Annotated in this window: 21 protein-coding genes; 11 read left to right on the top strand and 10 right to left on the bottom strand. The window is 67.8% G+C overall.

Translation table 11 applies throughout. The features are described from left to right. Window positions 1–80: 80 nt before the first annotated feature. Window positions 81–2,054, bottom strand: coding sequence for an aconitate hydratase (locus tag D8670_RS12075; RefSeq protein ID WP_121818339.1), 1,974 nt, complete (start codon window positions 2,052–2,054; stop codon window positions 81–83). Between the two features lie 182 nt (window positions 2,055–2,236). Between D8670_RS12075 and D8670_RS12070 the strand changes: the two genes are divergently transcribed. After that, on the top strand, window positions 2,237–2,698 hold the full coding sequence (locus tag D8670_RS12070) for a deoxyuridine 5'-triphosphate nucleotidohydrolase (RefSeq protein WP_121818338.1): 462 nt from the start codon (window positions 2,237–2,239) through the stop codon (window positions 2,696–2,698). Between the two features lie 89 nt (window positions 2,699–2,787). Here D8670_RS12070 and D8670_RS12065 read toward each other — a convergent pair whose 3' ends face one another. The 4 genes from D8670_RS12065 to D8670_RS12050 all read right to left on the bottom strand — a co-directional run bounded on the left by D8670_RS12065 (window position 2,788) and on the right by D8670_RS12050 (window position 6,482). Further along, the gene (locus D8670_RS12065; RefSeq protein WP_121818337.1) at window positions 2,788–3,060 is read right to left on the bottom strand and encodes a hypothetical protein; all 273 of its coding nucleotides are present in this window, start codon (window positions 3,058–3,060) and stop codon (window positions 2,788–2,790) included. 100 nt (window positions 3,061–3,160) lie between these two features. Further along, window positions 3,161–4,123 (bottom strand): sugar ABC transporter permease, encoded by a 963-nt coding sequence (locus tag D8670_RS12060; RefSeq protein WP_121818336.1) that lies wholly within the window; start codon window positions 4,121–4,123, stop codon window positions 3,161–3,163. Next, complete coding sequence (locus D8670_RS12055) at window positions 4,120–5,211, bottom strand: carbohydrate ABC transporter permease (protein ID WP_121818335.1); 1,092 nt, start codon at window positions 5,209–5,211, stop codon at window positions 4,120–4,122. The genes D8670_RS12060 and D8670_RS12055 overlap by 4 nt, the downstream gene beginning before the upstream one ends. A 65-nt stretch (window positions 5,212–5,276) precedes the next feature. Beyond that, window positions 5,277–6,482, bottom strand: coding sequence for an extracellular solute-binding protein (locus D8670_RS12050; protein ID WP_193569353.1), 1,206 nt, complete (start codon window positions 6,480–6,482; stop codon window positions 5,277–5,279). Between the two features lie 287 nt (window positions 6,483–6,769). Between D8670_RS12050 and D8670_RS12045 the strand changes: the two genes are divergently transcribed. The 3 genes from D8670_RS12045 (at window position 6,770) to D8670_RS12035 (ending at window position 11,087) form a co-directional block, all read left to right on the top strand. Next, window positions 6,770–7,909 carry an ABC transporter ATP-binding protein gene (locus D8670_RS12045; RefSeq protein ID WP_121818333.1) on the top strand — a complete coding sequence of 380 codons (1,140 nt, stop codon included), beginning with the start codon at window positions 6,770–6,772 and terminating at the stop codon, window positions 7,907–7,909. Next, a complete protein-coding gene (locus tag D8670_RS12040; protein ID WP_121818332.1) occupies window positions 7,906–9,954 on the top strand; it encodes an alpha-amylase family glycosyl hydrolase in 2,049 nt (682 codons plus the stop codon). Before D8670_RS12045 ends, D8670_RS12040 begins: the two co-directional genes overlap by 4 nt. 65 nt (window positions 9,955–10,019) lie before the next feature. Then, window positions 10,020–11,087 (top strand): TrmB family transcriptional regulator, encoded by a 1,068-nt coding sequence (locus D8670_RS12035; RefSeq protein ID WP_121818331.1) that lies wholly within the window; start codon window positions 10,020–10,022, stop codon window positions 11,085–11,087. Here D8670_RS12035 and D8670_RS12030 read toward each other — a convergent pair whose 3' ends face one another. Further along, window positions 11,088–11,915 carry an SCO4651 family lipoprotein gene (locus D8670_RS12030; RefSeq protein WP_121818330.1) on the bottom strand — a complete coding sequence of 276 codons (828 nt, stop codon included), beginning with the start codon at window positions 11,913–11,915 and terminating at the stop codon, window positions 11,088–11,090. It abuts the gene before it with no gap. A 177-nt stretch (window positions 11,916–12,092) separates the two neighbouring features. Here D8670_RS12030 and D8670_RS21330 point away from each other — a divergent pair, with 177 nt between their 5' ends. From D8670_RS21330 to D8670_RS12005, 4 genes are all read left to right on the top strand, one after another. Continuing rightward, entirely contained in the window at window positions 12,093–13,778 is a 1,686-nt protein-coding gene (locus D8670_RS21330) for a helix-turn-helix domain-containing protein (RefSeq protein WP_205254080.1), read from the top strand. 122 nt (window positions 13,779–13,900) lie between these two features. Then, window positions 13,901–15,151: an RNA-guided endonuclease InsQ/TnpB family protein gene (locus D8670_RS12015; RefSeq protein WP_121818327.1), complete on the top strand. Its 1,251-nt coding sequence runs from the start codon at window positions 13,901–13,903 to the stop codon at window positions 15,149–15,151. A gap of 38 nt (window positions 15,152–15,189) precedes the next feature. Then, window positions 15,190–16,047: a YihY/virulence factor BrkB family protein gene (locus tag D8670_RS12010; RefSeq protein ID WP_121818326.1), complete on the top strand. Its 858-nt coding sequence runs from the start codon at window positions 15,190–15,192 to the stop codon at window positions 16,045–16,047. 95 nt (window positions 16,048–16,142) lie between these two features. Then, window positions 16,143–16,631 (top strand): hypothetical protein, encoded by a 489-nt coding sequence (locus D8670_RS12005; RefSeq protein WP_121818325.1) that lies wholly within the window; start codon window positions 16,143–16,145, stop codon window positions 16,629–16,631. A gap of 24 nt (window positions 16,632–16,655) precedes the next feature. Here the strand turns inward: D8670_RS12005 and D8670_RS12000 are convergent, their stop codons facing one another. Continuing rightward, the gene (locus D8670_RS12000) at window positions 16,656–16,901 is read right to left on the bottom strand and encodes a DUF6684 family protein (protein WP_121818324.1); all 246 of its coding nucleotides are present in this window, start codon (window positions 16,899–16,901) and stop codon (window positions 16,656–16,658) included. 151 nt (window positions 16,902–17,052) lie between these two features. On the opposite strand from D8670_RS12000, the gene D8670_RS11995 reads away from it, so the two are divergent. Together D8670_RS11995 and D8670_RS11990 are read left to right on the top strand one after the other, a co-directional pair. Continuing rightward, entirely contained in the window at window positions 17,053–17,841 is a 789-nt protein-coding gene (locus tag D8670_RS11995) for an HpcH/HpaI aldolase family protein (protein WP_121818323.1), read from the top strand. Between the two features lie 61 nt (window positions 17,842–17,902). Further along, complete coding sequence (locus D8670_RS11990; protein ID WP_121818322.1) at window positions 17,903–18,994, top strand: molybdopterin-dependent oxidoreductase; 1,092 nt, start codon at window positions 17,903–17,905, stop codon at window positions 18,992–18,994. Here the strand turns inward: D8670_RS11990 and D8670_RS11985 are convergent. After that, entirely contained in the window at window positions 18,991–19,623 is a 633-nt protein-coding gene (locus tag D8670_RS11985; protein ID WP_121818321.1) for a DUF2238 domain-containing protein, read from the bottom strand. The genes D8670_RS11990 and D8670_RS11985 overlap by 4 nt on opposite strands. After that, complete coding sequence (locus D8670_RS11980; RefSeq protein WP_162994285.1) at window positions 19,623–20,264, bottom strand: hypothetical protein; 642 nt, start codon at window positions 20,262–20,264, stop codon at window positions 19,623–19,625. The genes D8670_RS11985 and D8670_RS11980 overlap by 1 nt, the downstream gene beginning before the upstream one ends. A 73-nt stretch (window positions 20,265–20,337) precedes the next feature. Between D8670_RS11980 and D8670_RS11975 the strand changes: the two genes are divergently transcribed. After that, the gene (locus tag D8670_RS11975) at window positions 20,338–20,940 is read left to right on the top strand and encodes a metal-dependent hydrolase (RefSeq protein ID WP_121818320.1); all 603 of its coding nucleotides are present in this window, start codon (window positions 20,338–20,340) and stop codon (window positions 20,938–20,940) included. A 63-nt stretch (window positions 20,941–21,003) separates the two neighbouring features. Here D8670_RS11975 and D8670_RS11970 read toward each other — a convergent pair whose 3' ends face one another. Then, window positions 21,004–21,873: an alpha/beta fold hydrolase gene (locus D8670_RS11970; protein WP_121818319.1), complete on the bottom strand. Its 870-nt coding sequence runs from the start codon at window positions 21,871–21,873 to the stop codon at window positions 21,004–21,006. Between the last annotated feature and the right edge of the window lie 104 nt (window positions 21,874–21,977).

Raw genomic sequence — 21,977 nt, 5'->3', positions numbered from 1 at the left:
CGCGGCTCGCGCTGTTTAATCGTCCGCCGATGTCCTGCCGCGACCACGGTTTCTCGGCCCCTACGGGCACTCGAAACCGTTTAGTCGTCGGCAGGAGCCGCACCGCTGCCGCCTTCGGCCTGCTCCTTCGTCCAGGCGAGCTTGCCGCCGGCCGCGAGGATGTCGCGCTCGCGCTCGGAGGCGTCGAGGTGGGCGGTCGCTTCCCAGTCGTCGTTCACGCGGATGGTGAACTCCTCCTGGCCGCTGTCGACGGCCTCGCGGACGTCGTCGACGATCTCGATGTCGTCGCCCTGCTCGATCTGCTCGTAGGTGTCCTCGTCGATCTCGAGCGGGATGAGACCGAAGTTGAAGAGGTTCGCCTTGTGGATGCGGGCGAAGCTCTGGGCGAGGACGCCCTCGACGCCGAGGTACATCGGGCACAGGGCCGCGTGCTCGCGGGAGGAACCCTGGCCGTAGTTCTCGCCGGCGACGAGGAAGCCGCCGTCGGCCTCCAGCGCGCGGTCGGCGAACGTCTCGTCGACGCGGCTGAGGGTGTACTCCGAGAGCTTCGGCACGTTCGAGCGGAACTTGAGGATGTCCGACGTGGCCGGGATGATGTGGTCCGTCGTGATGTTGTCCTCCATCTTCAGGAGGGTCTCACCCTTGAGCTCCTCGCTGAGCGGGTCCTTCAGCGGCACGTCGCCGATGTTCGGGCCCTTGATGAGCTCGTCGTCGATGGCCTCCTCGGGGCTGATGAGGTCGGCGTCGCGCTTGCCGTACTTGTCGCCCATCTGGAAGCCGGGGTCCTCGAGGTCGCCGAGTTCGTCGGCGAGGTCCCGCGGGTCGACGATCTCGCCTTTGAGAGCCGCGGCGGTGGCGACCTCGGGCGAGCAGAGGTAGACGGAGTCGTCCTCGATACCGGAGCGACCCTCGAAGTTGCGGTTGAATGTCCGCAGCGAGACGGAGTCGCTGGCCGGCACGTGGCCGATGCCGATACAGGCGCCGCAGGTCGCCTCGGAGAAGTTGACGCCGGCGGCCATCATCTCGGCCGTCCAGCCCTCGCGGGCGAGCATCTCGGAGGCCTGCTTGCTGCCGGGCGCGACGATCATCTCGGTGTGCTTTGCGACCTCGCGGCCCTCCAGCATCTTCGCGGACGGGAGGATGTCCTCGTAGCCGCCGTTCGTACAGGAGCCGATGATGACCTGCTCGACCTCCTCGCCCTCGACCTCGCTGACCGGGACGACGTTGTCCGGCATCGACGGCTTGGCGATGAGCGGCTCGATCTCCGAGAGGTCGACGACGATCTCGTCGGCGTACTCGGCGTCCTCGTCGGGGCCGATCTCGACGTACTCGTCCTCGCGGCCGAGCGTCTCGAGGAAGTCCTCGGTGCGCTCGTCCGTCGGGAAGATCGAGGTGGTCGCGCCGAGCTCCGTCCCCATGTTGGTGATCGTCGTCCGCTCCGGAACCGAGAGCGTCTCGACGCCGGGGCCGGTGTACTCGAGCACCTTGCCGACGCCGCCCTTCACGGAGAGGCGACGGAGGAGCTCGAGGATGACGTCCTTCGCGGTGGCCCACTCGGGAAGCTCACCTTCGAGGCGGACGTTGACGACCTCGGGCATCTCGATGTAGTAGGGCGCGCCGCCCATCGCGACGGCGACGTCGATGCCGCCGCTGCCGATGGCGAGCTCGCCCAGACCGCCGGGCGTCGGCGTGTGGGAGTCGCTGCCGAGCATCGTCTTGCCGGGCGCGGCGAAGTTCTCCTTGTGGACCTGGTGGCAGATGCCGTTGCCGGGCCGGGAGAAGTGAGCGCCGTACTTGCCGGCGGCGGAGCGCAGGAAGCGGTGGTCGTCCGTGTTCTTGAAGTCGAACTGGTACGTCTGGTGGTCGCAGTACTGCGCGGCGATCTCGGTCTGGACCTCGTCCAGCCCCATCGCCTCGAACTGCAGCCACACCATCGTCCCCGTGGTGTCCTGCGTCAGGACCTGATCGATCTCGATGCCGATCTCCTCGCCGGGCGTGAGCTCGCCCTCGACGAGGTGGTCATCGAGAATTTTCTCTGTAAGGGTTTGTCCCATAGCGGCCGGATATCGTCTTTCCACGGATATAAATCCCGCGAGTTTCCGTGCATACTTCCGTGTACTTTCGGCCCCCGTGGTGGCAATTTTCGCGTCGAGACCCGAGGATATCTTTCGAATGATCAGTTCCCGCCCGCGGAAAAACGTGACTGTTTTGTATCTGCTGGGCGCGTGTGGTGCCTATGTTCCGGTCCGGAGCCTTCGTCGCCGAGCACCTCGACCCGACGACCGCCGAACAGGTCCAGCCCAACGGCGTCGACCTCACCGTCGAGGCCGTCTTCGAACAGGTCGAGCGCGGCCGCATCGGCCGCGACGGGAAGACCGTCGGCGAGCGGTCGGCGGTCGAGCCGGACGACGGCGCGTACGCGCTCGACCCGGGCGCGTACGTCGTCCGCTACGGCGAGACGGTCCGCATCCCCGACGGCCACGTCGGGTTCATCTATCCGCGGTCGTCGCTGCTGCGGAACTCATGTATGCTGAACACGGCCGTCTGGGACGCCGGCTACGAGGGCCGCGGCGAGGGGCTCCTCCAGGTTCACCGGGCGATCGAGATCGAGCGGGGCGCGCGGGTCGCCCAGATGGTGTTCGCCGAGGCGAACCACGACGGGACGTACGACGGGTCCTACCAGGGCGAGAACCGCTGACCGACGCGGCGGCTCGTGCCGTCGGATGGGACTTCTGGGGATAGTCGACGCTCCGGGGTGACGAACCACCTCCTGGCTCTCCGACGGTGTCAGTCGTCGGCCGGCCGCTCCCCGAGGTCGACGCCCTGCCGCTCCGCGACGGTCCGCAGAAGCGCTTCGGCCCGCTCCTCGCTCACGTCGTCGAGCAGGCACCCGACGAACCCGTCGAGGAGCTCCGGTCGGATCCGGAGGTCGACGTACTCGACCTGTCCGCCGACGACCACGGCGTCGACGTCCCACTCCGATTCCTGCGGGTCCGACATCCGCACGTCGACCCACTCCTCGTCGGGATCGTCCGGCTCCGTGAACACGTTGTCTGGCATAGATCGTATAGTTCACGTCGCGAGGACGTATAAACCCGCGTCCGATGCGGGCAAAACAGCGGGCGAAAGGGGCGGAAACGGAGATCCGGGGGTCGCGCGGCTACCCTTCCATCCCGCCGAACGACAGGCCGCCCTCGATGTAGCGCTGCGCGAACAGGTAGATGAACGCGATGGGCGACGCGAACATGAGCGCGTACGCCGCGAACTGCGACCACGGGATGGAGTACCGGCCGACCAGCGCGTACAGCCCGACGGGCAGCGTGTAGTTGCCCGCCCGGAGCAGCTGCTGGGCGATGACGAACTCCGTCCACCCGGCGAGGAAGGCGAAGATGAACACCGTCGCCAGCCCCGCCTTCGACAGCGGCAGGATGACCTCCAGCACGACGCGCCACGGCGGCGCGCCGTCGACGACGGCCGCCTCCTCGTAGGAGACGGGGATGCCGTCCATGTAGGTCTTCAGCAGCCACGTGTTGAACGGCACCGCGGTCGCGGCGTAGTAGCACGCGAGGATGAACTTGTTGTCGGTGAGGCCGGCGTTCGACAGCATCGCGTACAGCGCGATGAGCGTCGCGATGCCGAGGCCGCCGCCGATCTGGGTCAACAGCACGTAGCCGTACAGGATCTTCTTGCGGAGGAGGAACTCCCGCCGCGAGAGCGCGTACGCCGCCGGCACGATGACGGACATCGACAGCAGGACCGTGAACGTGGCGACGTACATGCTGTTGTACATGTAGTCGAAGAACGACGACTCCTGGATCACCCAGACGAACGGCTCGATCGTCGGGTCCGAGGGGATCAGCCTGACGCCGTTCGTGCTCTGGAGCGTCTGGCTCCCCGTGAACGCCGCCGTCGTGACGTAGTACACCGGGAACAGGAGCACCGCCATCATCGCCGTCGCGCCGAGCGTCGCCGCGGCGCTCCGGGCGACGTCGCGCTTCCGGACCGTCCCGTTCCGAAGGCCCCGGACCACGTACTTCCCGTGGCGGTACCCCCGAACGGGCGCGGTCGCGACGTTGACGACGTCCTCCTTCAGGCTCCGCGCGACGTTACCGAGGAGGCTCATTGCGAGTCCACCCCCTCGGCGAGCTTCCCTTTCTTCACGTTGATCCACATGAACACGCCGATGGTCAGGATGACGGTCAGCATGATCGCGGCCCCCTCGCCGTAGAAGTCCTTGCTAAACGCCTGCCGGTAGCCGTAGACGATGAGCAGTTCGTTCTTCCGGCCGGGACCCCCCTCGTTGAAGACGAACGGGATGAGGAACTGCTGGAACGACGCCGCCGCGGTCAGGATCGACGCGAACATCACCGGGCGCTTGATCGACGGCAGCGTCACGTGGACGAAGCGGGTCAGAAAGCCCGCGCCGTCGACTTTCGCCGCCTCGTGGAGCTCCTTCGGCACGTCCTGGAGCGCGCTCACCGTGATGATGACGATGAACGGGTACGCGAGCCACGCCTCCGTGACGTTGTACGCGACGAACGCCATCCAGCGGTCGGTCAGCCATGACACCTCCTGCACCGCCAGCTTCCCGACTTCGACGCCGACGACGCCGAACACGGCGTTGACCGCGCCGATGACCGCGTTGATCTTCTCGGCGCTGTAGGTGATGAACTGGTTCGCCAGCCCGTAGTTGGCCGTGCTGAAGATCCCTCGCCACACCGTGATGGTGAAGATGTTGGGGAGGCCCATCGGGAGGATGGCGAGCGCGCGCATGCCGCGTTTCCCGCGGACGAGTTCGTGGGTCAGCACCAGCGCGATGGTGATCCCGACGAGCAGCTTCAGCGTCACGCTCGTCGCGACCCACAGCCAGGTGATCCCGAAGGAGTTCCAGAACTCCGCGTTGAAGTTGCTCCAGCGAACGACGTCCCACACCTGCCAGAGGGGCACGTCGGCCCGGAGCACGGGACCGGTCGCGAACAGTTGCGTGTAGTTCTCCAGTGGCAGGGTGACGCCGAGCACTTCGGGACCGCCGACGAACTGCTCGTCGCCGCTGAACATGTTCCGCGGCCGCGCGTTGGTGAACGACAGGTAGATCAGGTACGCGACCGGGTACACCATGAACAGTGAGAAAAGCAGCAGTCCCGGCGCCACGAGCAGGAACCAGGCGTCGCCACTGTCGAACGGGAAATGCGTCCCCGCCGTGTCGAGCATCCGGTTGACTTTACGCCGGGCTCCGCCGCCGGCGCTGCTCGATGCTTCGGAGTCAGCGGACATCGCTACTCCCAGTCGTCCCGGATGGTCTCCGCGGCGTTTTCGAGCGCCGGCTCGAGCTCCTGCTCGCCGTTGATCGCGCTCTTGAACGCGTTCTCGGTGGGTTCCCAGACCTTGTCCATGTGGGGGTGGTTAGGCATGCGCTGGCCCTGTTCGACGGCCGCGGCGTACCCCCGGACGTTCTCGGGCAGGTCGTCGCGGTCGGCCACGCTCTTGAGGACGGGGATCGCCGCCTGTTCCTCGGCGCGCTGGGTCGCGATGTCCTCGTTAGTGGCGTACCACTCGACGAAGTTCCGCGCCGCCTCCGCGCGCTCTTCGTCGTCGTCCATGCGGGCGGTGAAGTACCACATCTTGATGCCCGTGAACGGCTTGGGCTCGCCGCCCTCCGGCGACGGGAGCGGGGCCGCGCCGACGTCGTAGTCGTTGCCGGCGACGGTGCCGAGGAACCACGGGCCGTTGATCGCGAACGGCGCGTTCCCGTCGGCGAACGCGGCCGCCTGCGGGTCGTACTCGTAGTCGGACGGCATGTACGGGATGAGCTCGTCGAGGATGAACTGGAACCCCTCGATCGTCTCGTCGTTCGTGATCCCGAGTTCGTCGTTCTCCTGGTCGTAGTAGTAGCCGCCGAACGCGTGCGCCCACGCGCTGATGAAGTACCCGTCGACCGGGTAGCTCAGACCGTACTGGTTGTTGTCCGGGTCGTGGTACTCGTCCATGATCGACTGCATCTCCTCGATCGTCTCCGGCGGCTCGTCGACCATGTCCTTGTTGTACACGAGCCCGACGGTCTCCGCGTTCACCGGGAGCCCGACCAGCGCGCCGTCCGTCTGGACGGCGTTGGCGGCCGCGTCCGTGAACTGACCGAGGTCGACGTCGACCTGGTCGCTCTGGTCGCTCAGGTCGCCGCGCTGGTGGAACTTGACGACCCAGTCGTGTGCCCACTGGTACGCCTCCGGCCCGTCGCCGGCCGGGATGTTGCTCGTCACCTTGGACTCCAGATCGGCGATGTGCGACCCGGAGATATTCACGTCGTTTTCCTCGTTGTACGTCTCGAGGTTCTCCTCGAACTCGGCTTTCGGCCCCTCGGCGCGAGCATGCCACAGCGTCGCGTCGTCGTTCGGACCGCTACTGCCGCTGATGACGTCCATGCAGCCCGCGATTCCCAGCGTCGATGCACCGGCCATTCCCTGCAGCAGGGTTCTGCGATCCATTCTCATGGGTCAATATGTGATGAAGTATGTATTCACTTATTTAGTACTTTGGGATCGTTCCTGATAGTACCAGCTACTCGGAGAAACGTACGGAGGGTGATAAGTATCGCGGCCGGGAAACCGGACCGTGGCGACGGAGACGGGACGATCGGAATACCGTCCTCACCCCTGTAGGACGGGTGCGAGTGCGGGTTATCCCGGCTGGTATAGAAGTACTACGAAATATTGCATCATAAATCCTATCGATAGGGGAAGAATTATACCGTGGGAACTACCCACAGAGTACAATGGCAACTCTCGAACTGGACGGCCTAACGAAAGAGTTCGGCAACGGCAGTATCGTCGCCGTGGACGACCTCTCGCTGACGGTCGAGGACGGCGAGTTCGTCACCGTGGTCGGTCCCTCCGGATGCGGGAAGTCTACGACGCTGCGTATGGTCGCGGGTCTCGAACGGCCGACGCGGGGGCGGATCCGCATCGCCGACGAGGACGTGACCGAGCAGCACGCCCGCACGCGGAACATCGCGATGGTGTTCCAGAACTACGCGCTGTACCCGCACAAGACGGTGTTCCAGAACATGGCGTTCGGCCTCCGGATGAGCACCGACCTCACCAAGGACGAGCGCCGCGAGCGCGTCGAGGAGACCGCCGAGATGATGGACATCGAGGAGCTGCTGGAGCAAAAGCCCGACGAGCTCTCCGGCGGGCAGAAACAGCGCGTCGCGCTCGGCCGCGCCATCGTCCGCGAGCCCGACGTGTTCCTCTTCGACGAGCCCCTCAGCAACCTCGACGCGAAGCTGCGGACCTCCATGCGCACCGAGATCCAGCGCCTGCAGAACGAACTCGACATCACGGCCGTCTACGTCACCCACGACCAGGAGGAGGCGATGACGATGGGCGACCGCATCGTCATCCTCAACGACGGGAGCCTCCAGCAGGTCGGCGACCCCAAGACCGTCTACGACGACCCCGTCAACGAGTTCGTCGGCGGCTTCATCGGCTCGCCGAGCATGAACTTCCTCGACGTCTCGGTCGAGGGGAGCGGCCGGTCGGTCACGCTGCGCACCGACGACGGGGCCGCGTACGAGCTCTCGCCGTCGCTCTCCGAGCGCGTCACCGACCGGACCGACGCCGACCGGCTCGTCCTCGGCATCCGGCCGGAGGACGTCCGGACCGCGGACCCCGGCCGCGAGGACGCGGTCCGCACGTCGCTCGAAGTGCTCGAACCCATCGGGAGCGACAACTACCTCTACCTCGCGCTCGGCGACGACTTCATCGCGCGCGTCGACGCCGACGTCGAGCCAGACGTCGGCGAGACGGTGTCGGTCACCTTCGACGAGTCGAAGATCCACCTCTTCGACGCCGACACCGGCGAGTCGATCTTCTACGACGGCGAGACCGAGGCCCCCGTCGCGCCGACGCCATGACGGGCGACGCCGACCACCACCCCGGTCCGCCGCGGTTCGTCAGAGTGGGCGAGGACGTGGAACTCGCCCCCAGATCGCCCGGCCCCGACGCGTCGTTCGCCTGGTCGGTCCTCGACGCGCCCGACGACAGCGACGTGACGGTCGGCGAGGCCCCCGTCGAGCACGTCGAGCCCGACGTTCCGGGGCGCTACCGCTTCCGCCTCGACGCCCCCGACGGCGCGCACGACCTCACCGTTCGCGCGTTCCCCGACGAGCGCCGGACGGCCCGATTCGATCTCTCGCTCGACGAACTCCCGGACCACGACCGCGACGACGTCTCCGTGATCGGGCCGTTCAACGACTACACGCTGGGGGTCGACGCCCCCCGCGTCGAGGGCGACGCGTACGTCCACGAGCGACCGCTCGAACCCGGCGATCACTCCGCGATATTCGTCGTCGGCGACGACTTCGAGGCCACCGCCACCGCCGACTGCACCGTCGAGGGCCCCGGCCGCCCCCGCGTCCGACTCGACGCGGCGGTCGAGGACGGCGAGGTCGTCGTCTCCGCGGAGACGTTCGCGCCGCCCGAGGACGACCTGACGGACGGGGACGTCGACGTCGAGTTCTACGTCGACGACCGCGACCGCGGGACGCTCACCGACGACCTCTCGGTCGAGGGACGGGAGGCGCGCTTCGACCTGAGCGCGGTCGACGACGCCGTTCGAGTCCACGCCGTCCCCGTCGGCGAGCGCCACGGCGTGGCCGACGCCGTCAGCGTCGCGGACGACGGGCGCGTCACCCGCCTCAACGAGCCGCCGGAGTGGGCCGAATCGGCGACCATCTACGAGATATTCACCCGCGAGTTCGCGGGCGGGGCCGACACCACCTTCGCGGAACTGGAGCGCCGCGTCGACTATCTCTCGTGGCTCGGCGTCGACGTGGTGTGGCTGACGCCGGTCCTCGACAGCATGCGCCGGCACGGCTACCACATCACCGACTACTTCGACACCGACGACGACCTCGGGTCGCGGGCGGAGTTCGAGTCGTTCGTCGAGCGCTGCCACGAGGACGGCATCCGCGTCGTCTTCGACCTCGTCATCAACCACTCCAGCCGCCAGCACCCGGCCCACCAGATGAGCGCCGCCGGCGTCGACGAGTACCGCGACTGGTACGTCTGGGAGGACGGCGAACCGGAGTACTACTTCAACTGGAACCGCATCCCCAACTTCAACTTTGACTCGCCGGCGGTCCGGGAGTTCCTCCTCGACGTGGTCGAGGAGTGGGCACCCGTCGTCGACGGCTTCCGCTGCGACGTGGCGTGGGGCGTCCCCCACGGCTTCTGGAAGGAGGTCCGAGACCGCGTCCGCGCGGTCGACGACGAGTTCCTCCTGCTCGACGAGACGGTGCCGCGCGACCCGGACTTCCACGAACTGGAGTTCGACGTCCACTACGACACCACCCTGTACGGCCAGCTGCGGGACATCGGCTCGGGCGACGCCCCGGCCGGATCGCTGCTCGACGCCGCTCGCGCGCACGAACAGCGCGGGTTCCCGACCGACGCCGCGCACATGCGCTACGTCGAGAACCACGACGAGGACCGCTACCTCGACGAGTGCGACCGGGACGCCCTGCGGGCGGCCGCCGCCGCCGTCTTCTCGCTCCCGGGCTGTCCGATGATCTACTACGGGCAGGAGCGCGGGATGACCGAGTACCGGGGGCCGATGCAGTGGACCGAGGGGGACGACGACCTCACGCGCTTCCACCGCCGGCTCGTCCGGACGCGCGCCGACGAGCCGGCCCTCAGAGCCGGTGACCTCGCCGCCGTCGACTGGGAGGCGGACACCGACGACGCGGTCGCGTTCGCCCGCCGGCACGACGCCGGGGACGTCGTCGTCTGCCTCAACTTCGGCGAGGGGAGCGCCGCCGTCACCGTCGACGAACCGGTCGGCGACCGCGACCTCCTCGCGGGCGAACCGGTGGGCGTCGAGCGCGAGGGCGGGACCGCGACCGTCTCCGTCGACGACGCCGTCGTCCTCCCGGCGGCCGACCGCTCGGTCGACGGGTGACGCCGCGTTCGGGATGAGCGACTGACAAATCTTTATAGCTGGCCGGAAATAGCAGAGACAACCGAATGGACGACAACGATCTCACGGATAGACTGCGTCGCTTCGGGTTCTCCGGGAAGGAGATCGACACGTACCTCACCGTGCTCGAACACGGCTCGGCGAAGGCGAGCACCATCGCTGAGGACTCCGGCGTCTCGAAGCGTTACGTCTACAACATCGTCGAGAAGTTCGAGGACCGCGGGCTCGTCGAGGTCAACGACCACGTCGTTCCGACGATGATCGAGGCGAAGCCGCCGTCGGAGGTCGTCGACCTGCTCCAGCAGGAACTGGCCGACATGGAGGACGACCTGGAGGACCGCTACAGCGAGACGCGGGACGCCCCGCAACAGTTCGAGGTGATCAAGTCCCGCGCCACCGTCCACAAGCGCATCGCCGAGCTCACCGCCGACGCCGAGGAGGAGGTCGTCCTCTCCATCCCCGCGCCGGTCGTGCCGAAAGTCCGCGAGGACCTCGTCGACACCGTCGAGCGCGACGTGTTCGTCCTGGTGCTCGTGACCGGCGCCGACGGCGACGCGGCCGAAGACGAGTACGACGGACTCGGCAACGTCGTCCGGACGTGGGCGGAGAACGCGCCGATGCTGCTGGCCGCCGACCAGCGGGTCGGCGTGTTCGCCCCGAACGAGCTCCTCGCCAAGGCCCACTCGACGCGGCAGGCGCTCGTCCTCGCACAGGAACAGCTCGTGCCGACGCTCATCGGCTCGTTTCTGGGCAACTACTGGCAGGTCGCCGACGAGGCGTACGTCGACGCCCCGCGGGACCTGCCGGCCACCTACCGGACGTTCCGCCACGCCGTCCGGGACGCGACGCTGCATCTCCGCGCCGACGCGCCGATCGCCGCGGCGTTCGAGACGCCCGACGGGGAAACCGTGAACGCGCGGGTCGTCGACGTCCGGCAGGGCCTCGTCGAACCGACGAACAACGCCTTCCCCGTCGAGAACACGCTCGTCCTCGAAACCGACGACAGGCGGTTCACCGTCGGCGGCGAGGGCGCCTTCATCGAGGACTACGAGGCGAGCGAGATCACGTTCTCCGAGGCCGAGACGACCGAAGAAACGGGGACAGAGGGGGCGTAGCTACGGCGCGACGGTGGCGTTCGCGTCGTCGACCGGCGCTTCGATCGTCAGGTCCTCGTTGAAGTTATCGAACGTCATCACCATCTCCTGGCGCATCGTCTGGCCGTTCGTGGTCATCTCCAGGCTCATCTCCGTCTTGACGACGTACATGCTCTCCGTGTCGACGTACTGCGTGATGCTGATCTCGGAGTAGTTGACGTCGCTCATCGCCTGTTGCTGCTGTGCGTCGCTCATCATCTGCTGGTTCGTCAGGTTCGTGAACCCTTCCTCGTCGATGTCCATCTCGATGACGTAGACCTCCTGCCCGTCGATGGTGGTGGTCTTCTCGTCGCCGAACGAGACCTCGGACCCGTTCAGCAGGGCCTCCTGCTGCTCCATCGTGTCGCTCTGGTTCCACATGTCGTCGACGCCCATCCCGCCGGGCATCTCGGAGAGGTTCATCGTCTGCCACGCGCCGCCGTCGTACGACGAGTACATCGTGTCGCCGATCATGTACGACGTGCTGTTTATCGTCATGTTCCGACCCTGCGTCTGCATCGTGATCGTCTGGTTCTGTCGGAGGCGACGGTCCGCGATGTCCGCAGCACCTTCGCTGGTGGAGTTCATCGTCATGTTGTCCGACACCATCGACATCTCCATCGTGAACGTGTAGGACTCGACGTCCTGCATCTGCTCGGTGGCCGCCTCCTGCACGGCGGTCGCGTTGTCGTACTGTTCCGCGCCGTCGTCGTCACCGGCGGCGTCGCCGCCGGTCAGGCCGGCACAGCCCGCGCCGGCGACGAGGAGGGCGATCAGGGCGACGGTAACGAACCGTTTCGGTATATCCATACGACGAAAATATTGTCGTCCCAACTGTTTAAAATTTCCCTCTATCGGTCGTCGGAATCCGGCGGGGGCGCTTGCGGTCCGTGCCCGCGCCCGCGCTCGTCGTCGCCCGCAGGGGGTTCGGTCAGGCCCGAAGTATTCACCACAATATATTTGTAACTCGACAAACGCTACAGTACCGTGCAAAGCGACGGGTCCGGTGTCCGAACGGCGGGGATACGCCTCGCCGTTGCGCTCGTTGTCGTCTTGCTGTGTGCCGCCCCCGCGGCCGCAGCGGCGCCGCCGGGCGATTCATCCGGGAACGGTCAGGGACCACCCGACGGATCCCCGGGCCAGAAGACGAACGCGACCGACGCCGCGACGACCGGCGCGAACGCGACAGCATCCGGTGCGAACGCGTCGTCACCCGGGAACAGCTCCGGACCCGCCGGGAACGGGTCCGAATCGGCGGGCAACGGCGGATCGCCCGGTCCCGCCGGCGACCGCGGCGGCTCGACCGCCGGTAGTCCGTCGAACGGTTCGTCGGCACCGACCGGTAACGCGTCGGACGGCGGGAGCGCGGCGCCCGACACCGCGAACGCCGACCGAGAGGAGACCAGCGGGTCGTCCCCCGGCGGCGCCTCCCACGACGATACGCCGGGAAGCGATGCGGCGACTAGCGGACCGCCGGGACGGACCGACGGCGGTCCGACCGACGGCGGTCCGGGACAGAGCGCGGATGCGCCCGGCGCGAGCGGAACGGGAACCCCGTCCGAGCAGCGCGACAGCGGACCCGGCGCCAGCGGAAACGAGCCGCCGGGCCAGAGCGACGGCCACTCCAGCGGATCGGCGCCCGGACGGAGCGGTTCTTGGCCCGGCCCCGACGGCGGCGTTCCCGGCGAAGGCCCCTCCGACGCGCCCCCCGGACAGGCGGACGCGCCCCCAGGACAGGCCGACGGGAACCCCGGTGCACCTCCGCACGCTCCCACGGGCGCGAACGGTCCCGCCGGAAACGACTCTGCCGCGCCCGCCACGAGCCAAGGCGCGGAGAAGTCGTCGGGGATGGGCGGCGCTCAGGACAAGCCGGACGCGGGCGGTGCGACGCAGATCGACGAGACAGAGCCCGCGTCCGACCCCGGCGAGGAGGAGCGCAACGGCGGCGACCATAACCACAGCAACCTCACGAACGAGGTCGTCGCCGCGGGCATTCCGGGCCCGGACGCGCCGAGCGAGGGAACCCCGCCGATGGGGTACGGCGTCGGGGTGATCGCCGCCGGCGCGGCGGTGCGATACGGCAACACTACCGCGACCCACCTCACCACCTCCGCCGCGACGACCGCCCTGCCCGACCACCGCTGGTTCCTCCGCGGGATGGCCGGGCTGTACAGCAAGTTCGACGACTCCGACCCGCTCGAACACGAGTCCCGCGAGCGCCTGTACGAGACCGTCGTCGACGCTCCCGGCGTCCACCTCTCCGAGCTGTGCGACCGCGCCGGCGTGACGCTATCGACCGCCAGACACCACCTGCGCGTACTGGAGGACGAGGGCCTGATCGCGACCGCGAAACACCGGGGCAAGCGCCGCTACTTCCCGGCCGGCGACGACGAGCGGGAACTCGCTGCGGCGATGTCGGACGACGCGGCCGCCACGGTGCTGGAGACGCTGGCCTACACCGGCCCGGCGACGGTGTCGACGCTCGCCGAGGAGCTGGGACGGGACCCCAGCACCGTCACCCACCACCTCAAGCGCCTCGACGAGGACGGGTTGGTCGCCCGCGAGCGCGACGGCCGCGCGGTGATGAACAGCCTCGAACCCGCCGTCGAGAGCGCCCTCGCGCCGACCGTCGCCGACGCCGACGCTCCCCGCCAGACGGGAAGCGCCGACTGACGGCGGCCGCCGCTTTTACAGGCTGTCATGGCGAATGCCCCGGGGCTTGATCCCAGGGTTGAAGCCGACACCCCGTGACACAAACCATTAAGCAGTGACACACCGATAATCATGGTACAGCGATGTGGTACGACTACCGCTTCCGCGCCTATCCAGACCGGACAGGTGTGACTGCAGAAGTGGAGCGCCACATCGACATCCATCGCCAAGCCTACAATCACACCCGCTACGAATACCAAGCCCTCGACACCGACGAGGATAACATCGGCTCCACGTACCAGCATCAGAAGCGTCTCACCGAATGGAAGGACGAGTGGCCCGTGTTCTCCGAAGTCCACTCAAAAGCGTTACAGAAGACCGTCGAACGCTTCTACACGAACCTCTCGATCCTCTCCGAAAAGAAGCAAAACGGGCACAACGTCGGGTGGCTCAAATGGAAGTCACCACGGGAGTACCAGAGTATGACGTATTCGCAGTCCGGTTTCGAACTCAAAAACACGAGTGGCCGACACGCGACACTCTGGCTCTCCAAAATCGGTAATATCCCCATTCGCTACCACCGCTCCATCCCCGACACCGCCACCATCAAAGAAGTCACCTTGAAGAAAGAACGGACGGGTGAATGGTACGTCACGTTCGGCCTCGAAGTCGATAACACCGCGCTCCCCGAGAAACCCGACGTGGACGACTTGGATGCCAAGGACTGCGTTGGCATCGACCTCGGCATCAACAACTACATCTACACGTCGGATGACGACAGCGTGGACTGGCTCGACCTCGAAGACGAATATGAACGCCTACGCCGCGAGCAACGCAGTCACTCCCGGAAAGAACACGGTAGCAACAACTGGGAGAAACAGCGGCGCAAGGTCGCCAAAGTCAAGCGCAGGATCAAGCGAAAGATCGAGGACTTCCAGCACAAACTCACGACGTGGCTTGTCAAAGAGTATGACGCCGTGTTCGTGGAGGATTTGAACGTCACAGGGATGCTCCAAAGCGAAGGAAATGCGCGGAACGAGCAGGACGCCTCGTGGCGCAGGTTCATCGAGATGCTGGAGTATAAGGGCGACCTGTACGGGACGCACGTCGTGCAAGTGAACCCTGCGGGGACGACCAAGGAGTGCGCCGAGTGTGGTATCGAGACGGAGAAGCCGTTATGGGTGCGGGAACACAGTTGCCCGAGTTGTGGGTTCGAGGCAGATAGGGACGAAAATGCATCGTACAACGTTCTTTTTCGCGGTCTTCAGGAGTTAGGTCTGGGACAGGCCGAAGTCACGCCCGTGGAGACTGCGACCGCTGTGGAAACCGACGGAGGACGGTCTTCGTCGGTTCCTGCAAGTCGCGTCATTGAAACGGGAAGCCTCGGGGCTTGACCCGAAGCGATTCACTGCTGCTGGTCGTAGTGCCCGCCATGCGTGCGCGACTCCGGCGGGCGCTGGCTGTCGTCGTCACCGTCGTCCGCGTCGCCCGGCGGAAGAACATCCCGTTCATGGCTGGCAGCATCGCCTACAACGCCTTCGTCTCCCTGCTGCCGCTGCTGCTGATCCTCTTTCTCGTCGTCGCGGCGGTCGGCGACGACCCCCTCGCGCTCTACGTCGTCCGGCTGACCGAGGAGTACCTCACGCCGACCGCGCAGCTACTGGTCGCGAGCGCGCTCTCCGACGACGCGGGGCAGGCCGGCCTGTCGGCCATCAGCGCCGTCACGCTCCTGTGGGGGACGTTCAAGATCTTCCGGGGCATCGACACCGCGTTCGGCGTGCTGTACGGCGTCGCGGCGGACTCGTCGATCGTCGACCAGCTCCGCGACGGGGCCGTCGTCCTCTTCGCCGTCCTCTTTGCCATCCTCGCGGCGGGGGTCGCCGGCGCGGCGTTCGCGATGTTCCCCGAGATACCGTTCATCGGGGTACTCAACCCGCTGTTGCTGGTCGCGGGACTCACGCTTGCGTTCTTCCCGATGTACTACGTCTTCCCCGACGCGGACGTGACCGCCCGCGAGGTCGTCCCGGGCACCGTCACCGCCGCGGTCGGGTGGGCGGCGCTGGAGGCGGTGTTTCAGGCCTACGCCGCGGTGGCGAGCACGTACGAGGTGTACGGCACCATCGGCGCCGTTCTGCTATTGCTCACGTGGCTCTACTTCGGTGGCCTCGTTCTCCTGCTCGGCGCGGTCGTCAACGTCGTCCTCGCCGACCGACTGGACGAGGACGCGGCCGCCGTCGAGGACGGGGACGATCTCAGTATCGACGACATGTTTCCGAATAGATCCGGATAGTTTCCGGGGTAGAGCGGCGCTGTTGCCCGCGTGAAACTGACAGAAACAGTATAAAACCGACAGACCTACAAGTAAGTTCGACGGTTCGACAGGCGATGCTCCCGCTACTCTCGCAGTGGGTGGTGCCGTTCACCGCCCTCCTCGCGACCTCCATCACGGTGTACAAGTTCTGGATACAGCGGCCGTCGCTGATCGTCGACGCCGAGGTCGCGGGCGCGGCCCGGACCGCCGACGGCGTCGCCCTCGACCTGGACCTGTACGTCGCGAACGTCGGCCGAGATTTCGCCGAGGACGGCTACGTCGCCGTCACCGCGAGCGACTGGACGCTCGACGCGACGCCGGTCGACGGCCTCTCGACGACGACCTGCGACGACGAGACGACCGCTCGCGACGGCGAGTGGAAGGCGTTCATCGACGACATCGTCTACCGCGACACCGGCTTCAAACTGTACGACGGGACCGCCACGGTGCCCGGCGACGGCCGCTATCGGCTCTCGTACACGACGGCCTGCCAGTCACAGCGCCCCCGAACCGGCACGCTGGACGTGATAGTCGAGAGCGGGACGGCGACCGTCAGAACCTGAGGACGCCCGCCTCTCTCGCCGCGGTCACTCGGTGTGGTGGGCTTCGCCGGACTTCTCCTCTTTCGCGATTATCCGGCCCGAGAACCACGTGAGCAGGGCGAGCAGCAGGAAGTGCCACGCGACGATGAACAGGGCCAAGCCCGTGAACAGCGGGTCCCACCCCCACGGGTCGAACGCGACGAAGACCACGAAGAAGAACGCGAGGATCCCGAGCGGAATGAAGTTCACTGTGAGATCCAGCATCGTCTCCCGGTCGATGTATCGGTCCATCCTGTCCGGACGGACGGCGTCGACGCGAAAAGGCGTTTTCCGGTGTTCGAGGCCACTTACTTGCAGGGTAGTCACCGGGTCCGACGCTCCCGCGTGTCAGAATCCCGGCCGATACCGGGGCTTATGGACGGACCGGCCGTGTGGTACGACCATGGAGTCACCGCGTTCCAACGACCTCCGCGAGACGCTGGAGTCGGACGAGGTCGCGCTCGGCGTGCTGGAGAACACGTACGACCCGACGCTCGTCGAGTTCTACGGCGAACTCGGCCTAGATTTCGTCTGGATCGACCTCGAACACGGCGGGCCGAGCCCGTGGGACGGCGAGCGGATGGAGGACCTCCTCCGCGCCGCGGACCTCGGTGGGACGGAACTGCTCGTCCGCCTCCCGCACCCGGACCCCGGACTAGTTCGGAAGGCGCTCGACGCCGGCGTCCGGAACCTGTTCGTCTCCCGCGTCGAGACGGCGGAGGAGGTGCGCCGCGCCGTCGAGGCCTCGCGGTTCGAGTACGACGGTGATCCGGGCAAGCGCGGGTTCGCCAACCCGCGGGCGAGCAGGTGGGGGACGACGGAAGACTACGCCGCGACCGAGGACGAGGAAGTGGTCGTGGGCGTCACCGTCGAGAACCGGACGGCCGTCGAGAACCTCGACGAGATCCTCGCGGTGCCCGACCTCGGCTTCGTGTTCGCCGGGCCGCTCGACCTCTCGGTGTCGCTCGGTCACCCCGGCGAGGCCGGCCACGAGGACGTGCAGGACGCGGTGGAGACGATCCGCAGCAAGGCCACCGACGCTGGCGTCCCCCTCGGCGGACTCGGCCTCGGTATGGACGACGTGAACCGGAAGGCCGAGTCCGGCTACCAGATCATCAACCTCGGGAGCACGACCGGCGCGCTGCAGGGCGCGGTGTCGTCGTGGTTCGACGCCTACGAGGGCCCGGAGTAGGGCGGAGCCGGGGCTCGACGGCGCCGTGCGGTTCTTGGCACTCCGACCCACAGCTACGGGTATGGACGACCGCGAACGCGGCGCCGTGGCGCGGGCGCTCCGCCGGCTACGGCCCCGTCCGCGCGTCGTCGACTGGTCGCTGCTCGCCGTCGTGCTGGTCGAAGCCGTCACCGGCCTGCTCTCGTTCACCGTCGCGACGCCGGCGTGGCGGCCGCTGTTCTGGCTCCACCGCGCGACCGGACTGGCGTTCGTCCTCCTGCTCGGGTTCAAGTTCGCGCGGGTCGCCTCCCGCCTGACGAACCGCGACGAGTGGCGGCCGTCGACGGCGCTGTCCGTACTGACCGCCGTCGCCGCGCTGGGGGCCGTCGGAACCGGCGCGGCGTGGGTGTTCGGCCTCGACGTCCGCCTCTCGTACTGGACGCTGCTGTCCGTCCACGTCGGTGTCGGCCTCGTGCTGATCCCGCTTGTCCTGCTGCACGTCGGCACCCGTTTCCGGCCGCCGCGCCGCGCCGACTTCGAGGGGCGACGCACCGCGCTCCAGTACGGCGCGATGCTCGTCGGCGGGGCGCTCGTCTACCGCACACAGCAGGCGGCGAACTCGCTGCTGGAGACGGCCGGCGCGGACCGGCGGTTCACCGGGTCCCAACCCCGAGAGGGCGACGGTAACGGGGCGTTCCCCGTCACCTCGTGGGTCGCCGACGACCCCGACTCGGTCGACCGAGACGCGTGGTCGCTGTCGGTCCGGGGCGCGGTCGAGGAGCCGCGGGACCTCGCGTACGCCGATCTCTCGCCCGACGTCGAGCGGGCGGCGCTGCTCGACTGCACGAGCGGGTGGTACACCGTGCAGGACTGGCGGGGGCTCCGGGTCGGCGACCTGCTCGACGAGGTCGGCGCGACCGACGAGGCGCGCTACGTCCGCTTCGTCTCGGTGACGGGCTACCGCTGGAGCCTCCCGCTCGACGAGGCGCGCGACGCGCTGCTCGCGACGCACGTCGGCGGCGAGCGGCTGACTCACGGCCACGGCGGGCCCCTGCGACTGGTCGCACCCGGTCGCCGGGGGTTCCAGTGGGTGAAGTGGGTCGAACGCGTCGAGATGCGGCGCTCGGGCGACCCGGCGCAGTGGCTGGTGACGCTGGTCAGCGGGTTCGACTAAGGCTCCCGGGTCAACAGACCGACCCTGACCCGGTCGGCGACGTTCGTCAGGTGGGCCTGCCCGAACGCCGCGACCAGCAGCGCGCCGAGGGTGTTGAACATCAGGTCGCGCACGGTGTCGTCGAGGCCGTGCTGGGCGAGCGGCATCTCCAGGCCGGTCTCGGCCGACGCGACGTCGAGGCCGAACTCGAACAGTTCCCAGATGACGCCGAACGCGAGGACGACGACGAGGATGTAGACGAACGCGAACCGCCGCGGGATGTGGATGTCGTCGTCGTGGAGGTCGATCGCCCTCGCGGCGATGTAGCCGGTGCCCGCGACGAGCGACGCTGACATGGCGTGGGTGACGTGGTCCCACCAGTGAATGTAGCCGTACAGCCCCGCCGACCCGAGCGTGTGCAGGAAGACGGCGGCGGTGAGCCAGGTGCCGAGCCACGGGTCCAGCGGTATCTCGTAGTTACGCTCCAACAGCGCCGGCATGACCGTCACCGCCAGCGCGATGCCGCCGTTGACGATGGCCTTCGACTGCCCCGCGACGAGGCCGTAGCCGACGATGGCGACGAGCACGGCCTGCACGACGCGCGTGACCCGTCGCTGGTTCTCCTCCGTCGGCTGCGGGAGCAGGTGCATCAGTCGATCACCTCGCCGACGGCTGCCCACAGCTCGCGGTCGCGCCGCGTGAAGTAGACGTCGAACAGCAGCCCCGCGGCGAACCCCGCGGCAGTCACCCAGAGCCACTCCGTCATCAGCGCCTCGTTCGTCGAGAGGTACGAGGTGCCGAGGACGCGGTCGAGGTTCCAGCGGACGACCGTCCACGCCGCGGCCGACGCCATCGTCGTCAGCACGACGAGCGCGATGGCGAACCAGTGGGTCACCTCTAGATCCGTGAACGCGTGCAGCTCGACGGTAACGATTAGCGCCAGCCCGGCGACGGCGAAGTACGAGGCGAACGCCCCGACGTCCCCGGCGTACAGCGCGCGGCCGATCACGGGGACAGCGACGACGACGAGCAGCTCCCACGGCGGCATCACGCGCCACTCACCGTACGCCGCGGCCGGGATGAGCACGACGGCCACGATCCCGGCGACGAAGGCCATCCACTGCCGATCGAAGTCGAGAGCGCTCTCGACGAACGCCAGGGTGAGGACGCCGACCACCGCCCACGCGAGCGCCGCGTTGGCCCGCCCGCTCCGGAACAGGCGGCGGACGACCCCCCGTTCTCCGCCGTCCTTCGAGGGCGCTTCGCCGCTCGCAGCTCGGTCGTCGCTCATGTTCGTGATCCCCACGTCGTCGGGCATAAACACCGCCGACGGACTTATTTTGTTGCCTCGCTTCCATCACTGTATGATGCTTCCGACGCACGCGATGGTCGGCCTGGCGGTAGCGGCGCCGCTGGTCGTCCTCGCGCCCGACGTCGTTCCCGCCGCGCTGGTCGGCGCGCTCATCGGGAGCGTGCTGCCGGACCTGGACCTCTACGCCGGCCACCGCCGGACGCTCCACTACCCGACCGGTTACTCCGTCGCCGCCGTCCCCGCCGCGGCCGCCGCCGCGCTGCTCGCGACGCCGGTCGCCGTCGCCGCCGCCGCGCTGCTCGTCGGCGCGGCGCTTCACTGCCGGATGGACCGCTACGGCGGCGGCCTCGAACTCCGGCCGTGGGAGGGCACCTCCGACCGCGGCGTCTACGACCACGTCCGCGGCCGCTGGCTCGCGCCGAAGCGCTGGGTCGCCTACGACGGGTCGCCCGGGGACTTCCTGTTCGCGCTAGCGCTCGGCGTCCCGCTGCTCGTCGTCCTCGACGGGCCGTTCCGGTGGGTCGTCGCCGCCGCGCTGCTCGTCGGCGGCGCGTACGCCGCACTCCGCCGCCGTCTCGCGAGGCTCGCCCCGACCGTCTTCGGCCGCGTACCGGGCCCTGTCCGGGAGTACGTGCCGGCGCGCTACCGGGAATAGAGAACGGATCGCTGCCTCGCAGCAACAGACCGCACTGCGGCCACTGTCGCCGCTTCGTCGACGTCAGGCCGCGCTGCGACCGTCGCCGCGCTCGTCGGCGACGGCGCCGCCGGCGTCGAGGCCGTCGAGGAACTCCGCGAGCGCGTCGTTGAACGCCTCCGGTGCGTCCTGGTTGACCATGTGCGCCGCGTTCGCGATCTCCAGCACTCGGCCGTCGTCGACCTCGCTCGCGATGGCCTGACCCTGTCGCTTGACTGGCGGGGCTTCCTCGTCGCCGTAGACGACGAGCGTCGGCGTCGACACGCCGACGAGCGACGGCGGGTCGTAGTGATACAGCGCGCCGAAGATCTTCCGGAACTCCGAGGCCGGGACCTCTCCGACGGCGTCGAGCGCCTCGGACCGGACGGACGGTTCGAGCGCCAGCCAGACCCCGCCGGTCGTCGCCCGGATCGACCCGAGCATCGACCGGAACGTCGCCTCGGACCCGAGTGTCGAGAGCGACATCCCCAGCGCCGGCAGCGGCGAGACGAACGGCTTGACCGCCGCCGGCATGTCGACCGGCGGCATCGACCGGACCGGCCCGGCGAGGACCGCGCCCGCCGCCGCGTCCGGGTGACGCGAGAGGTACTCGTGGACGACCATCGACCCGAGCGAGAGCCCGCAGAGCACCGGGTCCTCGACGTCGAGGTGGTCGAGAAGCGCCTCCAGGTCGTCGGCGAACAGCCCGACCGAGTACCGACGCGCGTCGGTCGCGCCGGTCTCGCCGTGACCGCGGACGTCGACCGTGATCACCCGGTGCGAATCGGCGAAGCGTTCGACCTGCCGGTCCCACGCCGCGCTGGAGGACCAGCCGCCGTGGACGAACACCAGCGGTCGCCCCTCGCCGCGTTCCTCGTACCAGATCGTTCCGTCGTCGAGAGAGAGTTCTGCCATCGACTCTAGGTGGGTACGGAGACGGATGAACGCTCGCCCCCGATGCTTCGACTGCATATATAGAAAAAATTACAGTAACTCGCTTCCGGAAACTGCCTTCTTAC

Origin of the sequence: Halostella limicola (genome assembly GCF_003675875.1) — an archaeon.
Lineage (GTDB): Archaea > Halobacteriota > Halobacteria > Halobacteriales > Natronoarchaeaceae > Halostella > Halostella limicola.
The sequence above is the reverse complement of the archived record's forward strand: the minus strand, read 5'-3'. Positions and strand labels throughout refer to the sequence as shown.

What these genes read in the sequence shown, in the direction of transcription:
- D8670_RS12075 (WP_121818339.1), bottom strand. Translation starts at nt 2,054, where the DNA reads ATGGGACAAACCCTTACAGAGAAAATTCTCGATGACCACCTCGTCGAG.
- D8670_RS12070 (WP_121818338.1), top strand. Translation starts at nt 2,237, where the DNA reads ATGTTCCGGTCCGGAGCCTTCGTCGCCGAGCACCTCGACCCGACGACC.
- D8670_RS12065 (WP_121818337.1), bottom strand. Translation starts at nt 3,060, where the DNA reads ATGCCAGACAACGTGTTCACGGAGCCGGACGATCCCGACGAGGAGTGG.
- D8670_RS12060 (WP_121818336.1), bottom strand. Translation starts at nt 4,123, where the DNA reads ATGAGCCTCCTCGGTAACGTCGCGCGGAGCCTGAAGGAGGACGTCGTC.
- D8670_RS12055 (WP_121818335.1), bottom strand. Translation starts at nt 5,211, where the DNA reads ATGCTCGACACGGCGGGGACGCATTTCCCGTTCGACAGTGGCGACGCC.
- D8670_RS12050 (WP_193569353.1), bottom strand. Translation starts at nt 6,482, where the DNA reads ATGGATCGCAGAACCCTGCTGCAGGGAATGGCCGGTGCATCGACGCTG.
- D8670_RS12045 (WP_121818333.1), top strand. Translation starts at nt 6,770, where the DNA reads ATGGCAACTCTCGAACTGGACGGCCTAACGAAAGAGTTCGGCAACGGC.
- D8670_RS12040 (WP_121818332.1), top strand. Translation starts at nt 7,906, where the DNA reads ATGACGGGCGACGCCGACCACCACCCCGGTCCGCCGCGGTTCGTCAGA.
- D8670_RS12035 (WP_121818331.1), top strand. Translation starts at nt 10,020, where the DNA reads ATGGACGACAACGATCTCACGGATAGACTGCGTCGCTTCGGGTTCTCC.
- D8670_RS12030 (WP_121818330.1), bottom strand. Translation starts at nt 11,915, where the DNA reads ATGGATATACCGAAACGGTTCGTTACCGTCGCCCTGATCGCCCTCCTC.
- D8670_RS12015 (WP_121818327.1), top strand. Translation starts at nt 13,901, where the DNA reads ATGTGGTACGACTACCGCTTCCGCGCCTATCCAGACCGGACAGGTGTG.
- D8670_RS12010 (WP_121818326.1), top strand. Translation starts at nt 15,190, where the DNA reads ATGCGTGCGCGACTCCGGCGGGCGCTGGCTGTCGTCGTCACCGTCGTC.
- D8670_RS12005 (WP_121818325.1), top strand. Translation starts at nt 16,143, where the DNA reads ATGCTCCCGCTACTCTCGCAGTGGGTGGTGCCGTTCACCGCCCTCCTC.
- D8670_RS12000 (WP_121818324.1), bottom strand. Translation starts at nt 16,901, where the DNA reads ATGGACCGATACATCGACCGGGAGACGATGCTGGATCTCACAGTGAAC.
- D8670_RS11995 (WP_121818323.1), top strand. Translation starts at nt 17,053, where the DNA reads ATGGAGTCACCGCGTTCCAACGACCTCCGCGAGACGCTGGAGTCGGAC.
- D8670_RS11990 (WP_121818322.1), top strand. Translation starts at nt 17,903, where the DNA reads ATGGACGACCGCGAACGCGGCGCCGTGGCGCGGGCGCTCCGCCGGCTA.
- D8670_RS11985 (WP_121818321.1), bottom strand. Translation starts at nt 19,623, where the DNA reads ATGCACCTGCTCCCGCAGCCGACGGAGGAGAACCAGCGACGGGTCACG.
- D8670_RS11980 (WP_162994285.1), bottom strand. Translation starts at nt 20,264, where the DNA reads ATGAGCGACGACCGAGCTGCGAGCGGCGAAGCGCCCTCGAAGGACGGC.
- D8670_RS11975 (WP_121818320.1), top strand. Translation starts at nt 20,338, where the DNA reads ATGATGCTTCCGACGCACGCGATGGTCGGCCTGGCGGTAGCGGCGCCG.
- D8670_RS11970 (WP_121818319.1), bottom strand. Translation starts at nt 21,873, where the DNA reads ATGGCAGAACTCTCTCTCGACGACGGAACGATCTGGTACGAGGAACGC.